At 68.4% G+C, this 15,004-nt stretch carries 14 protein-coding genes and 1 tRNA gene; 4 read left to right on the top strand and 11 right to left on the bottom strand.

What is annotated here, in order from left to right:
- Positions 1-11 precede the first annotated feature (11 nt).
- The 6 genes from pth to O5O46_RS14095 all read right to left on the bottom strand — a co-directional run bounded on the left by pth (position 12) and on the right by O5O46_RS14095 (position 4,916).
- Positions 12-599, bottom strand: coding sequence for an aminoacyl-tRNA hydrolase (gene pth / locus O5O46_RS14120; protein ID WP_269855733.1), 588 nt, complete (start codon positions 597-599; stop codon positions 12-14).
- A gap of 85 nt (positions 600-684) precedes the next feature.
- On the bottom strand, positions 685-1,269 hold the full coding sequence (locus O5O46_RS14115; RefSeq protein WP_269855732.1) for a 50S ribosomal protein L25/general stress protein Ctc: 585 nt from the start codon (positions 1,267-1,269) through the stop codon (positions 685-687).
- 187 nt (positions 1,270-1,456) lie between these two features.
- The gene (locus O5O46_RS14110; RefSeq protein ID WP_269855841.1) at positions 1,457-2,434 is read right to left on the bottom strand and encodes a ribose-phosphate diphosphokinase; all 978 of its coding nucleotides are present in this window, start codon (positions 2,432-2,434) and stop codon (positions 1,457-1,459) included.
- Between the two features lie 131 nt (positions 2,435-2,565).
- Entirely contained in the window at positions 2,566-4,020 is a 1,455-nt protein-coding gene (gene glmU, locus O5O46_RS14105; protein ID WP_269855731.1) for a bifunctional UDP-N-acetylglucosamine diphosphorylase/glucosamine-1-phosphate N-acetyltransferase GlmU, read from the bottom strand.
- A gap of 114 nt (positions 4,021-4,134) precedes the next feature.
- Positions 4,135-4,206 (bottom strand) — tRNA-Gln (locus O5O46_RS14100).
- Positions 4,207-4,235: 29 nt separating this feature from the next.
- Complete coding sequence (locus tag O5O46_RS14095; RefSeq protein ID WP_269855730.1) at positions 4,236-4,916, bottom strand: hypothetical protein; 681 nt, start codon at positions 4,914-4,916, stop codon at positions 4,236-4,238.
- 273 nt (positions 4,917-5,189) lie between these two features.
- Here O5O46_RS14095 and O5O46_RS14090 point away from each other — a divergent pair, with 273 nt between their 5' ends.
- Together O5O46_RS14090 and O5O46_RS14085 are read left to right on the top strand one after the other, a co-directional pair.
- Positions 5,190-6,173 (top strand): acyl-CoA desaturase, encoded by a 984-nt coding sequence (locus O5O46_RS14090; RefSeq protein WP_269855729.1) that lies wholly within the window; start codon positions 5,190-5,192, stop codon positions 6,171-6,173.
- A 95-nt stretch (positions 6,174-6,268) separates the two neighbouring features.
- Positions 6,269-6,871 (top strand): TetR family transcriptional regulator, encoded by a 603-nt coding sequence (locus O5O46_RS14085; RefSeq protein ID WP_391858394.1) that lies wholly within the window; start codon positions 6,269-6,271, stop codon positions 6,869-6,871.
- A gap of 39 nt (positions 6,872-6,910) precedes the next feature.
- Here O5O46_RS14085 and O5O46_RS14080 read toward each other — a convergent pair whose 3' ends face one another.
- Positions 6,911-7,720 (bottom strand): trans-aconitate 2-methyltransferase, encoded by an 810-nt coding sequence (locus O5O46_RS14080; RefSeq protein ID WP_269855728.1) that lies wholly within the window; start codon positions 7,718-7,720, stop codon positions 6,911-6,913.
- A 141-nt stretch (positions 7,721-7,861) separates the two neighbouring features.
- On the opposite strand from O5O46_RS14080, the gene O5O46_RS14075 reads away from it, so the two are divergent.
- Entirely contained in the window at positions 7,862-8,359 is a 498-nt protein-coding gene (locus tag O5O46_RS14075; RefSeq protein ID WP_269855727.1) for a MarR family winged helix-turn-helix transcriptional regulator, read from the top strand.
- Between the two features lie 56 nt (positions 8,360-8,415).
- On the opposite strand, the gene O5O46_RS14070 is transcribed toward O5O46_RS14075, so the two are convergent.
- From O5O46_RS14070 to galT, 4 genes are all read right to left on the bottom strand, one after another.
- Positions 8,416-9,288, bottom strand: a complete 873-nt coding sequence (locus O5O46_RS14070) for a response regulator transcription factor (RefSeq protein ID WP_269855726.1) — start codon at positions 9,286-9,288, stop codon at positions 8,416-8,418.
- A gap of 525 nt (positions 9,289-9,813) precedes the next feature.
- Positions 9,814-10,956: a galactokinase gene (galK, locus tag O5O46_RS14065; protein ID WP_269855725.1), complete on the bottom strand. Its 1,143-nt coding sequence runs from the start codon at positions 10,954-10,956 to the stop codon at positions 9,814-9,816.
- Positions 10,953-11,939, bottom strand: a complete 987-nt coding sequence (gene galE / locus O5O46_RS14060) for a UDP-glucose 4-epimerase GalE (protein WP_269855724.1) — start codon at positions 11,937-11,939, stop codon at positions 10,953-10,955. The genes galK and galE overlap by 4 nt, the downstream gene beginning before the upstream one ends.
- A complete protein-coding gene (gene galT, locus O5O46_RS14055; protein WP_269855723.1) occupies positions 11,936-13,072 on the bottom strand; it encodes a galactose-1-phosphate uridylyltransferase in 1,137 nt (378 codons plus the stop codon). The genes galE and galT overlap by 4 nt, the downstream gene beginning before the upstream one ends.
- A gap of 235 nt (positions 13,073-13,307) precedes the next feature.
- Between galT and O5O46_RS14050 the strand changes: the two genes are divergently transcribed.
- Positions 13,308-14,996, top strand: a complete 1,689-nt coding sequence (locus tag O5O46_RS14050; RefSeq protein WP_269855722.1) for a sodium:solute symporter family protein — start codon at positions 13,308-13,310, stop codon at positions 14,994-14,996.
- Positions 14,997-15,004 lie beyond the last annotated feature (8 nt).

The raw sequence follows: 15,004 nt of genomic DNA, 5'->3' as shown, positions 1-15,004 counted from the left end.
GGCCACCCGCGTCAACCGTTGTACGTGCTCTGCGCCCGCTCCAACCCCTCGGCCATCAGCGCCTCCACCGCATCGGCCGAACGGTCCACGAACCAGTCCAACTCCTTGCGCTCCGCCGACGAGAAGTCGCGCAACACGAACGTCGCCACCTCCATCCGACCAGGCGGACGACCGATCCCGCACCGCACCCGCAGATAATCCGGACCCAACGACTTCGTGATCGACTTCAGACCGTTGTGGCCGTTGTCACCGCCGCCCCGCTTCAACCGCAACGTCGCATAGTCGATGTCCAACTCGTCGTGCACGACGATGATCCGGTCCAGCGGAATCTTGTAGAAATCACGCAGCGCCGTCACCGGACCACCCGACAGATTCATGAACGACATCGGCTTGGCCAACACCACCCGCTGACCGCCGACCCGCCCCTCCGCCACCTGCGCCCGGGCCTTGTGCGACTTGAACCGGCCCCCCATCCGCTCGGCCAGCAAATCCGCCACCATGAAACCGATGTTGTGGCGATTACCCGCGTACTCCGGCCCCGGATTACCCAGACCCACCACCAGCCACGGCCCCTCAGGGGCACCCTGCGCTGCGCTCATGCTCACCTCTCCTCGAACGTACCGCAAAGCGAACCGCCGCCCGGCAAAAGCCGGACGGCGGTTCACACAAAAGCCCTGCCGAGGCTCAGGCCTCCGCGCCCTCAGCGGCGGCCTCGTCCTCAGCGGCCTCCACCTGGGAAGCCAGCACCTGGAGCACCACGGCGTCCGCGTCAACGGCCAGCACAACGCCCTGCGGCAGCACGACGTCCTTCGCCAGCACCGACGCACCGGCCTCCAGACCCGCCACGGAGACCGACACCGACTCCGGAATGTGCGTGGCCTCGGCCTCGACCGGCAGCGCGTTCAGCACGTGCTCCAGCAGGTTGCCACCCGGCGCCAGCTCACCCTCGACGTGGATCGGCACCTCAACGGAGACCTTCTCGCCCCGCTTGACCTGCAGCAGGTCAACGTGCTCCAGGAAACCCTTGATCGGGTCCTTCTGCACGGCCTTCGGAATCACCAGCTCCGACTTGCCCTCGACATCCAGGCTGATCAGAACGTTCGGGGTCTTCAGCGCCAGCATCAGGTCGTGACCCGGCAGCGTCACGTGCACCGGGGCGGCACCGTGACCGTAGATCACACCCGGCACCCGGCCCTCACGGCGGGCGCGACGCGCGGAACCCTTACCGAACTCCGCCCGCAGCTGCGCGGGGATCTTCACCTCAGACATATCGGCACTCCTCGTGGACGACGGATACGGAAATCTGCCGCTCGGTCCACGACGGACCAGCCTCGAAAAACTCGAAAGCGCGTCGATAACGGAGACCGACAAAACGGCCTCCCTCGCCGAGCAACCCGAGGAGTCTACCCGGCGGGGAGGCCGCCAACGAAATCCGGCGCCACGCGCCCGACTCGGTTCAGTGCGCGTCGTTGAACAGGCTCGTCACCGAACCGTCCTCGAACACCTCACGAATCGCACTCGCGATCATCGGCGCGATCGACAACACCGTGATCTTGTCCAGCTCCAACTCACCCGGCGTGGGCAGGGTGTCGGTGAAGACGAACTCACTCACCTTCGAGTTCTTCAACCGATCAGCGGCCGGACCCGACAGCACACCATGCGTCGCCGTCACGATCACATCCTCCGCGCCGTTCGCGAACAGCGCGTCCGCCGCGGCACAGATCGTGCCACCGGTGTCGATCATGTCGTCGACCAGAACACAGATCCGGCCCTTCACATCACCGACGACCTCGTGCACCGTCACCTGGTTCGCCACATCCGGATCACGCCGCTTGTGGACGATGGCCAGCGGCGCGCCCAACCGGTCACACCAGCGGTCCGCCACCCGCACCCGGCCGGCGTCCGGCGACACCACCGTCAGCTTGCTGCGGTCCACCTTCGTACCCACGTAGTCCGCCAACAGCGGCAACGCGAACAAGTGGTCCACCGGACCATCGAAGAAACCCTGGATCTGGTCGGTGTGCAGATCCACCGTCAAGATCCGGTCAGCGCCCGCCGTCTTCATCAGATCAGCCATCAACCGGGCCGAGATCGGCTCACGACCACGATGCTTCTTGTCCTGACGGGCATACCCGTAGAACGGCACGACCACCGTGATGCGCTTCGCCGACGCCCGCTTCAACGCATCGATCATGATCAACTGCTCCATGATCCACTTGTTGATCGGAGCAGTGTGGCTCTGGATCACGAACGCATCCGACCCACGCGCCGACTCCTCGAAGCGCACGTAGATCTCACCGTTCGCGAAATCGAAGGCCTTGGTCGGCACCAACTGAGCCCCCAGCTGGTGCGCCACCTCCTCCGCCAGCTCGGGGTGGGCGCGGCCGGAGAAGAGCATCAACTTCTTCTCACCGGTCGTCTTGATCCCGGTCACTGCACCGTCTCCTTGATGACTTCGACTGGTGTTCGACGCAGCTTCGCCCACTCGTCGGGAAGCTGGCGGAATTTATGTGCACTCATACGGTACGCCCCCACCGGCACCCCCGTGCACCGGCGAGACCACCGTCACTCACCCTGATCCGACTCCCCAGCCGCCCGCTCGGCCGCCTGCGCGGCCGCACTCCCCGGCCGCTTACGGACCACCCAACCCTCGATATTCCGCTGCTGACCACGGGCAACAGCCAACGCACCCGCCGGAACATCCTTCACGATCACCGACCCCGCCGCGGTGTACACACCATCCCCGACCGTGACCGGCGCCACGAACATATTGTCCGCACCCGTCCGGCAATAACTCCCGACCGTGCTGTGGTGCTTACGCTCGCCGTCATAGTTCACGAACACACTCGCCGCACCGATATTGGTGTACTCACCGATCGTGGCATCCCCCACATACGAAAGATGCGGCACCTTCGTACCCTCACCCACCACGGCGTTCTTCATCTCCACGTACGTGCCCGCCTTGCTCCGCGGACCCAACTTCGTCCCCGGCCGCAGATACGCGTACGGACCCACACTCGCCCCCGGACCGATCTCGGCACCCTCCGACACCGACTTGATCACCCGGGCGTCCTCACCCACCACCGTGTCCGTCAACGTGCACTCAGGCCCCACCTCGGCACCCGCCGCCAACCGCGTCGCACCGTGCAACTGCGTCCCTGGACGCACCACCGTGTCCGGCTCGAACTCCACCGACACATCCACCCACGTCGACGCCGGATCCACCACCGTCACACCGGCCAACATCGCCGCGGTCAGCACCCGGTCGTTCAACAGCCGACGCGCCTCAGCCAACTGCACCCGGTTGTTGATCCCCAGAATCTCCCGGTGGTCCCCGGCCACCGCCGCACCCACCCGATGACCGGCGGCCCGCAGAATCGCCAACGTGTCCGTGAGGTACTCCTCACCCTGCGCGTTGTCCGTCGTCACCTTCGACAGCGCCTCCACGAGCAGCTTCGCGTCGAACGCGAACACCCCCGAATTGATCTCGGAGATCGCCCGCTGCTCCTCGGTGGCGTCCTTCTGCTCCACGATCGCCGCCACAGCGCCGCCACCGTCCCGCACGATCCGCCCGTACCCGGTGGCGTCCGGCACCTCGGCGGTCAGCACGGTCACCGCGTTGCCGTCGCTCTCGTGCACCGCGGCCAGCGCGCGCAGCGTGTCGGCGGTCAGCAGCGGAGTGTCACCACAGGTGATGATCACGGTGCCGTCGAGCACCACACCCTGCTCGGCCAGCGACTCCAGCGCGGTACGCACCGCGTTGCCGGTGCCCTTCTGCTCAAGCTGCACGGCGGTGCGGATGGCCGGATCGATCCCGGCGAGGTGCGCGGTGACCTGCTCACGGGCGTGGCCGACGACCACGACGAGCTGCTCGGGCGCGAGCTCGCGCGCCGCGGCGACGACATGGCCGACCAGGGACCGTCCGCCGATCTCGTGCAGGACCTTTGGCGTGGCCGACTTCATACGGGTGCCCTCACCCGCGGCGAGGACGACGACGGCAGCCGGACGGATGGGGCTCACGGGGTGGCTCCTCGGCGTTTGGGGTGTGGACAACCGCAGGATACCGAGGGGTAAGGGGTGCGACACGCGGACGGGTCCCGACCTGACGGTCGGGACCCGCATGCGAACTTTGAGCTCCGCTGCCAGGACTCGAACCTGGACAAGGGGCACCAAAAACCCCCGTGCTGCCGATTACACCACAGCGGATAGCAAAGATAGCCAAAACGGACAATCGATCACTCTGTCCGGCTGGCTCCCCCTACTATGCCGTACCACCAGCCTTCGACGCGACGGTATAGGTCCGCACTGCGCAACACTCGGATCACGAAGCAGCCGCGATACCCCTCGCCCACGTTCTTCCGGACCGTCTTCGGGTTGTGCTTCTTCAACGTTGTCTTGTCCAGCGACGCAACGCCCACACCCGCCAGATCGGCCCAGTAGCGCTCCGCCGCCGCCACGTCCGCGGACTCATGGATCATCACACGGAACCGCAGCCGCTCGGCCTCGACACCCAACAGCGAGAGCCACGCCAGGTAGACACGGATCACGTCGGGATCACTGTTCACGAACGTGACCCGTTCACGCAGCTGATGAGGCTTGTCCTTCTCCCCCTCGGCCCAGTACAGGCCCACCCCCACCAGGAACAGCTCACGATCGGTCATCGGCCCGACCTCGGCCGTGGCGGCCGCCTTCACCTGTCCCCGCAACAACTCCTGACGCCTGTGGTACGACTCCCACCCGGCCTTCCGCATCCGGCGCGTCCGCTCCGGCGAAGGCTGCGGCTTCGGCAGGTCCCTGACCCACAGCGACACCGAACTCCTCGACACCCCCAGCTCCGCGACGATCCCGTCGTACGTCTTCCCCGCGAGCCGCAACTCCCGTGCCCGCACCCGTAGTTCGTGTTTTGCGGCGACCATGAACCGATCATGCATTCGAACCCAGCGCTCACCCAAGAAGTTCGAGTCTCGATCACCCGATCGAGCGTTTTCACCCATCCAGCCGTGACCTCCACACGTTCGGTTCGCGGGAAGTTTTTTCGATCGGCCCCTTGAAGGACATGCGCGGCGGGCAGATTCCTCCGGTGGCCGGGTGCGCGTTCTGTGCTCCCGCGGCCTGGCCCTGCCATACTTACGATGCCGTAGGTTACGGTCCCGTAGCTCCGTAGCCGTCTCCCACTTCGAGGGACATCCATGACCACACAGCCGGACGTGATCACCGAGTCCCGGGAGCCCGGGCCTGACGAGAAGTTGCCGCTTGCCACGCTCGGCGGCGACAGCAAGGGGTCGATCGAACAGGTCACCTTGGGGCTGTTCATCGGCGTGCCGTTCGTGGCGTTGCTGGTGGCGATCCCGTTCGCCTGGGGCTGGGGGATGAGCTGGCTGGATCTGGGCCTGATGGTGGGGATGTACTTCCTCGGCTGTCATGGGATCACGGTGGGTTTCCACCGGTACTTCACGCATGGTTCGTTCAAGGCGAACCGGCCGTTGCGGATCGCGTTGGCGATCGCGGGGTCGCTGGCGGTGGAGGGGCCGATCGTGCGGTGGGTGGCGGACCACCGTCGGCATCACAAGTTCTCGGACGCCGAGGGTGATCCGCATTCGCCGTGGCGCTACGGCGAGACGGTTCCGGCCCTGTTGAAGGGGCTGTGGTGGGCGCACATGGGGTGGATGTTCGATGAGGAGCAGACCCCGCAGCAAAAGTACGCTCCGGACTTGATCAAGGATCCGGCGATTCGCGCGATCTCCCGGCAGTTCGTTTGGTGGACGACGATTTCGTTGCTGTTGCCGCCGTTGGTCGGCGGTCTGGTGACCATGTCGTGGTGGGGGGCGTTCTCGGCGTTCTTCTGGGGTTCGCTGGTGCGGGTGGCGTTGCTGCACCATGTGACGTGGTCGATCAACTCGATCTGTCATGCGGTGGGGAAGCGGCCGTTCAAGTCGCGGGACCGGTCGGGGAACGTGTGGTGGCTCGCGGTGTTGTCGTGCGGTGAGTCGTGGCACAACCTGCACCACGCGGATCCCACGTGTGCGCGGCATGGTGTGTTGCGGGGGCAGGTCGATTCGAGTGCGCGGATCATCCGGTGGTTCGAGCGGTTGGGTTGGGCTTCTGACGTGCGGTGGCCGGACTCCGCGCGGATCGCTGCCCGGCGTAGGGATGAGGTCGCCAAGGCGGCATGATGAGTGCTGTGGGGAGCGATAGCAGCACTGGTGGCGGGGTCAAGGGCGCGGGTAGGTCGGCGGCCGGGTCGGTTCGGCGTGGCCGCCGGGTGCGGATGACGGGTGCGGAGCGTCGCGAGCAGCTTTTGGACATTGGTCGGGCGTTGTTCGCGGAGCGTGGGTTCGAGGGCACGTCGGTGGAGGAGATCGCGCATCAGGCGGGGGTCTCGAAGCCGGTGGTGTACGAGCATTTCGGTGGCAAGGAAGGCCTGTACGCGGTTGTGGTGGACCGCGAGATGCGGGTTTTGCTCGACATGGTGACGAGTGCCTTGACGGGTGGTCATCCGCGGGAGTTGCTGGAGCAGGCGGCGTTCGCGTTGCTGGATTACATCGAGCAGTCGACTGATGGTTTCCGTATTTTGGTGCGGGATTCTCCGGTGGCGCAGTCGACGGGTACGTTCGCTTCCCTGATCAGTGATATCGCGACGCAGGTCGAGGATATTTTGGGGTTGGAGTTCAAGCAGCGCGGTTTTGATTCGAAGCTGGCGCCGATGTACGCGCAGGCGTTGGTGGGGATGGTGGCGCTGACGGGTCAGTGGTGGCTGGATGTGCGGCGGCCGAAGAAGGCTGATGTGGCGGCGCATCTGGTGAATCTGGCGTGGAACGGGTTGTCCGGCCTGGAGCCCAGGCCGCGGTTGATAGGTCACCGTAAGGCGTAGTCGGCGCCGTTCGGGGTGGGCTCCAGGCGCGGTGTGGGTTCAGCTCTTCTTGGTGGCCAGGGCGAAGATGCGGCGGAAGGGGAAGGCGGTACCGCGGGGTCCCGCGGGGTATGCCTTGCGCAGTAGGTCGCGGTATTGGGCCATGAATTCGTCGCGGGTGGCGGGGTCGTCGGCGAGGGCGGTGAGGATGGGGCGTAGGGCGGTGCCCTTGGTCCATTCGAGTACGGGGTCTTCACCGTGTAGCAGTTGGACGTAGGTGGTTTCCCAGGCGTCGACGACGCAGTCGAGGGTGTCGAGGAGTTCGAGGTATCCGGCGGGTTCCAAGATGTGTACGTAGCCGCGGCCGTGTCCGGCGAGTTTGTCGCGCCATTGGGGGGCGTCGCAGAGTTCTGCGAGGAGGGCGTGGCTGGGCGAGGTGAAGTTGCCGGGTACCTGGAGTGCGAGGGTGCCGCCGGGGGCGAGGGCGTCGATCCAGGTGGGGATCATGTCGGGGTGGTTGGGGACCCACTGGAGTGCGGCGTTGGAGACGATGAGGTCGTAGGTCCTGTCGGGGTTCCAGTTGGCGGCGTCGGCGCGGCGGAAGTGGAGGCTGCCGCCGCCGGGGGTGGGGCCGGCGTATTCCTGGGCGGCTTCGAGCATTTCGGTTGAGCTGTCGAGGCCGGTGATGTGGGCGTTGGGCCAGCGGTCGGCGAGGATGGCGGTCACGTTGCCGGGGCCGCAGCCGAGGTCGGCGATGTGGGCGGGGTTGTGGGGGAGTTCGGGGATGCGGTTCAGGAGGTCGTGGAAGGGCCGGGTGCGGTGTCCGGCGTGGCGCAGGTACTGCTGTGGATCCCAGGTCGCCTGGTGCATTGCGGATCCCCTTTGGAGAGGTGCTTGTCCTGTGCGAGAGACGCAGGGTGTCTCTCGTGGCCGAGATTGCCCAGGCGGTCCGCTTTCTATTCTCTTGACATCAAGAGACTTCATGTCGACACAACCACTACACTGATCGGCATGGAGGACGAGGTCGATCGGCTGGTGGCTGCGTGGCGTCGCGAGCGCCCTGACCTCGACGTGGAACCGCTGGAGGTGCTCAGCCGGGTGAGTCGGCTGGCGCGGCATCTGGACCGGGCGCGGCGGCTGGCGTTCGCCGAGCATGGCCTGGAGCCGTGGGAGTTCGACGTGCTCACCTCGTTGCGCCGGGCCGGGGCGCCGTATCAGCTGTCGCCCGGGCAGTTGCTCACGCAGACCTTGGTGACGTCGGGGACGATGACCAATCGCATCGACCGGCTGGCCAAGAAGGGCCTGGTGGAGCGGTTGCCGGATCCCAGCGACCGGCGCGGGGTGCTGGTACGGCTGACGGTCGAGGGGCAGGACCAGGCGGATGAGGCGCTGGCGGCACTGCTGGCGCAGGAGCGGGCGATCCTGGGCGAGTTGTCGCCGCAGCAGCGCTGCGAACTGGCCGGGCTGCTGCGGCAGTTGACGGCCCCGTTCGACAACTTCCCGAGCTGACAGGGCTTTTCGGTTAAGCGACCGCTTTCAGGTGGTGCTGGTTCGGTCGGCCGGGGCTAGGCGGTTTTGCCGCTGCCGGCGGGTACGGCGAGGTCGGCCGGGCCGACTCCGGCGCGCCGGGCGAGGGCGACGGCGGCCAGGGTGGAGTGGACGCCGAGTTTCCCCAGCACGTTCTGCATGTGGGTGCGGACGGTGTGCGGGGAGAGGTAGAGGCGTTCCGCGACGGCCTTTCGGCCGAGTCCGGCGACCATGCAGCGCAGTACTTCCTGTTCGCGCGGGGTGAGGGACTCCACGAGCCGTTCGCTTTCGGTGCGGTGGCGGCGGGCTGTGGTCAGCTCGCGTAGGACGCCGGTGAGCAGTGCGGGCGGCAGGTGGGTCTCGTCGCGCAGTACACCGCGGACCACGGCCAGCAGGCGGGACAGGGAGCTGTCCTTGGCCACCCAGCCGCAGGCGCCCGCCTGGAGGGCGCGGGCGGCTCGGCGGGCGTCGTCCTGCCCGGCGAGGACCACGGTACGGGTGCCGGGGTGGTGGGCGCGGACCTTCTCGACCAGGGCTATGCCGTCGTATGCGTCGCCGCAGGTGGGCGGTGTGCCGCGGGGTGGCTCGGGCCGCTGGTCGCGGGGTTCCGGGCCGCGCTGTACCGGGACCTGCGGGGCGGGTGGCCGACCGGGCTGGAGGGCCGGGGTGCGGGGTGGGGCGGCGGGGTGACCCACGGTGCCGGCGCCACCGCCGACGCCGCCGAGGTCGGCGTCGACCAGCAGCACGTCGTACCGCCTGCCGTCGGCGGCGGCGCGTTCCAGGCAGCGTTGGGCGGCCGGGGCGCTGCCTGCGGCGGAGACGTCCACGTCGGGTTCGGCCGCGAGCGCGGCGGCGAGCGACTCGGCGAAGATGCGGTGGTCGTCGACGACCAGTACGCGAATGCGGGCCACGCGATCACTCTCCCCCTTGGCAGGTGGCGGACGGGCGCGGGTCGGCACCTTTGCCGCGGGCGCCGTTCCACAGCCGCGCTACCGCCGTGGTGCGGTGCTGCCTACCCCGGCCGCGGGCGCCATACCCGCGGGCCTCGCCCCCTGATCGGCGCCGGCCCCCACCGGCACCACGAAAAGCGTAGGGGGAATCACCGACATTCGGGGCTGGAATGCCGAACTCGGGCGGGTGACGGTTGCTTTTGGCGTGAAGGGGCGTGAAGGACGGAGCGTTTGAGGGCTCGATGGACGGCTCCCGACCGCCCGTACACGTGTGCCCACAGGTGGCATTCGGCCACCCGACGCCCGAGGGGGCGCGCTATCGCGCGACGGTGGAGCGCGTGCGGCGTCCACCAGGGGCGCGTACGGCGGGTGTGCGCTTGCCCGGTGACGCGGTACGCGGCGTGTGGCCGTGGCCGCACGCCCCGTACCGCACGCCCCGTGACCGCATGCCGTCCCCCTGCGGGAGACAGGGGGTCGGGTGTCGCCTCAGGCGAGGCGGCGGGCGCCCGCGCTGGGTACGGCGGTGAACACCCGCGGCGTGGGGTGCCCCGCGGTGGCGAAGGCGGCGGTGACCGCTTCGCCGACCTTGTCGGCGGTGGCTTCTTCGACCAGGGCGATGGCCGAGCCGCCGAAGCCGCCGCCGGTCATCCGGGCGCCCAGCGCGCCGCAGGACAGTGCCGCCTCCACGGCCAGGTCCAACTCGGCGCAGGAGATGCGGAAATCGTCGCGCAGCGAGGCGTGTCCCGCGGTGAGCAGCGGGCCGATGGCGCGGGTCTCGCGCGCTTCCAGGCGGGCGACGACTTGCTCCACGCGGTGGTTCTCGGTGACGATGTGCCGTACCAGCCGCCGCTGCTCCTCGTCGGCCAACCGCCCGAGCGCGGCGTCGAGTTCGTCGTGGGCGATGTCGCGCAGCGCCACCACGCCCAGGTTCGCGGCGGCCTGTTCGCAGCCGCGGCGGCGTTCGCCGTAGGCGCCGTCGCTGTGGGCGTGCTTGACGCGGGTGTCGATGACGAGCAGCCGTAGGCCCTCGGCGGCGAGGTCGAAGGGGATCTGCCGCTGCGACAGGTCGCGGGTGTCCAGGTACAGGGCGTGCCCGGCCTGGCAGCAGGCGGCGGCGGTCTGGTCCATGATGCCGGTGGGGGCGCCGACGAACACGTTCTCGGCGCGCTGGCACAGTCGCGCCAACTGCCAGCTGGGCAACTGGAGTTGGTACAGGTCGGACAGGGCGAGTGCGGTGACGACCTCCAGCGCGGCGGAGGAGGACAGGCCCGCGCCCACCGGGACGGTGCTGTCGTAGTGGATGTCGGCGCCGGTGACGGCGTGGCCCGCGCCGCGCAGCGCCCACACCACGCCCGCCGGGTAGGCCGTCCAGCCCGCCACGGTCGCGGGTTCCAGGTCGGCGACGCGCAGTTCGGCCACCGGCGCGGACGGTTCGTTGGCGGTGTGCAGGCGCAGCAGGCCGTCGGTGCGGCGGGAGACAGCGGCGGAGGTGGTGTGCGGGAGGGCGAAGGGCATCACCAGGCCGTCGTTGTAGTCGGTGTGTTCGCCGATGAGGTTGACGCGTCCGGGGGCGGTCCAGATGCCTTCGGGGTCGGCCTGGTAGACCCTGCGGAACTCGGTGTGCGTCACGGTGCGTGCTCCTTCGCGAACTCCCACGCGTCGCGGACGATCGAGGCGAGGTCGGTGCGGGACGGTTTCCAGCCCAGCCGGGTGCGGGCGCGTTCGGCCGAGGCGACGAGTACCGCCGGGTCGCCCGCCCGGCGGGGGGCGACGACTTCCGGGATGGGGTGCCCGGTGGTCTTGCGCACGGTGTCGATGACGTCGCGGACGGAGAAGCCGTTGCCGTTGCCGAGGTTACAGATGAGGTGCTCGCCGCGCTGGACGTCACCGTTCAACGCCGCGCGCAGGGCGAGCAGGTGGGCTTCGGCGAGGTCGGCGACGTGGATGTAGTCGCGCACGCAGGTGCCGTCGGAGGTGGGGTAGTCGTCCCCGTAGACGGCGATGGACTCGCGCCTGCCCGAGGCGACGCGCAGGACCAGCGGGATCAGGTGGGACTCGGGGTCGTGCCGCTCGCCGTACCGTCCGTGGGCGCCCGCGACGTTGAAGTAGCGCAGGGAGACGGCGGTCAGTCCGTGGGCCGCGCACTCGGCGCCGATCATGTGGTCGACGGCGAGTTTGGAGGCTCCGTAGGGGCTGGTGGGGGCGGTCGGGTCGGTCTCGGTGATGGGGGTGCGCACGGGTTCGCCGTAGGTGGCGGCGGTGGAGGAGAAGACGAGGGCGCGCACGTCCGCCCGGCGCATGGCGTCGAGCAGGTCGAGGCTGCCGCCGACGTTGTTGCGCCAGTACTTCTCGGGGTGCGCGACGGACTCGCCGACCTGGGAGAAGGCAGCGAAGTGCAGTACGGCGCCGTAGGAGGGGTCGAGGATGTCGGCGGCGTCCTGGACGCGGCCCTCGATGAACTCGGCGGCCTCGGGGACGGCTTGGCGGTGCCCGGTGGACAGGTCGTCGAGGACGGTGACCCGGTGTCCGGCCTCGATCAGGTGGGCGGCGACGACGCTGCCGATGTAGCCCGCTCCGCCGGTGACGAGAACCTTGCTCTTGCTGCTGGTCACTGCTGCTGCCCTGCCTTCTCGCCCTGGCTGTGGTGTCCCCGGGTGGCGATCTCGCGCAGCCGCGCGGCGGCGGCCTCCGGGGGGACGTCGTTGATGAACACGTTCATGCCGGACTCGGAACCGGCCAGGAACTTCAGCTTGCCGGAAGTGCGGCGGACGGTGAAAAGCTCGAGGTGGAGCGCGAAGTCCCGGCGGTCGATGCGGTCGACGGGCGCCTGGTGCCAGGCGGAGATGTACGGGGTGGGGGGCTCGCCGGCGCCGAAGATCCGGTCGAAGCGGCGCAGCAGTTCCAGGTAGACGTGCGGGAACTCGGCGCGGGCGGCCTCGTCCAGGCCGAGCAGGTCGGGGACGCGGCGGTTGGGGTAGAGGTGGACCTCGTACGGCCAGTGCGCGGCGTGCGGGACGAACGCGGTCCAGTGGTCGCCGGTGAGCACGAGCCGTCTGCCGTCGGCGCGTTCGGCGGCCAGTACGTCGTCGAACAGGTTGCCGCCGGTGCGTTCCCGGTGGGCGGCGAGGCTGTGCAGCATGCGGGCGGTGCGGGGGGTGGTGAACGGATAGGCGTAGATCTGGCCGTGCGGGTGGCTGAGGGTGACGCCGATCTCCCGGCCGCGGTTCTCGAAGCAGAACACCTGCTGGACGCCGGGGAGTTGGGACAGTTCGGCGGTGCGGTCGGTCCAGGCGTCGAGGACGAGACGGGCCTGGTCGGGGGTGAGGTCGGCGAAGGAGGCGTCGTGGTCGGGGGTGAAGCAGACCACCTCGCAGCGTCCGGCGCCGGGGCGGTGGGCGAGCAGGCCGCCGGGGCCGTCGGCGGTGAGCGGGCCTGGTCCGCCGGTCAGCGAGGGGAAGCGGTTCTCGAAGACGACGACGTCGTAGTCGGCGGCCGGGATCTCGCTGTGCCGTCCGTCCCGGGAGGGGCACAGCGGGCAGGCGTCGGCGGGCGGGTGGTAGGTGCGGGTCTGCCGGTGGGAGGCGACGGCGACCCACTCGTCCAGCAGCGGGTCGTGGCGGATCTCGGACGCGGTGGCGGTGGGCTCGAGCGGGCGCTGGTCGACGGCGTCGCGCGGCACGTCGTCGCGGGCGTCGTAGTGGACCAGTTCGCGACCGTCGGCGAGCAGGGTCGTCGTCTTCTTCACCCGAAGACTCCTCCATCAACAAAATCAAACATTATGAAGCATGACCCAACAGTACCGACCGCGTCAACGCAAGGATCGAAGCATTTGGGGTGAAACCCCCGAACCTCCTCCGCAGCGGAGAGCGTCCGATCACGATCCAACAAAGAACTCCACCAGGCCTGTTCATTTTCCAAACATCCGGCGTTACGTTCAGGCAACTCCGTCCACCCACCCGCCGCCAGAAGCGAGACCACCTATGCCAGCGAGACCACCTCTGCCATACCTGGCCGATGGGCTTCGGCTCCCCACCAACGGACTGGACTACGCGATCCTGGTGATCTACTTCGCCGTGGTCCTCGGCATCGGTTTCGCCGCCAAACGCAGCGTGAGGACCAGCCTCGACTTCTTCCTGTCCGGACGGTCGCTGCCCGCCTGGATCACCGGCCTGGCGTTCGTCGCCGCCAACCTCGGCGCCACCGAGATCCTTGGCATGGCGGCCAACGGCGCGCAGTACGGCGTGTACACCGTGCACTGGTACTGGATAGGCGCGATCCCCGCCATGGTCTTCCTCGGCCTGGTGATGATGCCGTTCTACTACGGCTCGAAGGTGCGCTCGGTGCCGGAGTTCCTGCTGCACCGCTTCGACCCCAAGGCGCATCTGCTCAGCTCGGTGCTGTTCGCCCTGTCCGCGGTGCTGATCGCGGGCGTCAACCTGTACGCCATGGCGATCGTGGTGCAGGCGCTGCTGGGCTGGCCGACCTGGGTGGCGATCCTGGTCGCCGGGCTGTTCGTGCTGGTCTACATCACCGTCGGCGGACTGTCCTCGGCGATCTACAACGAGGTGCTCCAGTTCTTCGTGATCCTCGCCGCGCTGATCCCGCTGGTCGTCGTCGGCCTCAAGCGGGTCGGCGGCTGGCACGGCCTGACCACCACCTTGGACCGCACCCACGGCCATGACTTCATGACCGCCTGGGGCGGCACCGGCATCGGCCACGGCAATCCGCTGGGTGCCAACTGGCTGACCATCGTGCTCGGGCTCGGCTTCGTGCTCAGCTTCGGGTACTGGACCACCAACTTCGCCGAAGTGCAGCGGGCGTTGTCCGCCAAGAACCTCTCCGCCGCCAGGCGCACCCCGCTGATCGCGGCCTTCCCCAAGGTGCTGATCGTGTTCGGCGTGCTGATACCCGGGCTGATCGCGGCGGCCATCGTGCCCAAGATCGGCACACCCGGCTCGTCGCTGACCTACAACGACGCGATCCCGCTGCTGATGCAGGACCTGCTGCCCAACGGTGTGCTGGGCATCGCGGTGACCGGACTGCTGGCCGCGTTCATGGCGGGCATGGCGGCCAACGTCTCCTCGTTCAACACCGTGTTCACCAACGACATCTGGTCGCGGTACGTCAAGCGCGGCGAGTCGGACGCGTACTACCTGCGGTTCGGCCGGGTCATCACCGTCATCGGGGTACTGGCCAGCATCGGCACCGCGTTCCTGGCGTCCAGCTTCAGCAACATCATGGCGTACCTGCAGACGCTGTTCTCGTTCTTCAACGTGCCGCTGTTCGTGGTCTTCATCATCGGCATGTTCTGGAAGCGGACCACCGCGCAGGCCGGGTTCTGGGGGCTGCTGGCGGGCACCGTCGCGGCGATGGTCAACTACTTCTACATCTACAAGCAGCACGTCATCGCCATCCCCAGCGACCAGGGCGCCAACTTCGTCTCGGCGATCGTCGGTTTCGTCGCCGGAGCGGTGGTCATGGTGGCGGTCAGCGTCTTCACCAGGCCGAAGCCCGTCGAGGAGCTCGCCGGGCTGGTGTACGGGACCCGCTCCCCGGGCATGGAGGAGCCGCCCGCGGCCGGTGACGAGGCCTGGTACCGCAGGCCCGCCCTGCTGGGCACCGCCGCGCTGGTCATCGCCGCGGCCCTGTACGTCCCGTTCTCGTTCTAGGTCCAGGA

This window comes from Streptomyces sp. RPT161, from assembly GCF_027533845.1.
Lineage (GTDB): Bacteria > Actinomycetota > Actinomycetes > Streptomycetales > Streptomycetaceae > Streptantibioticus_A > Streptantibioticus_A silvisoli_A.
This window is presented reverse-complemented; position numbering and strand designations above follow the sequence as displayed.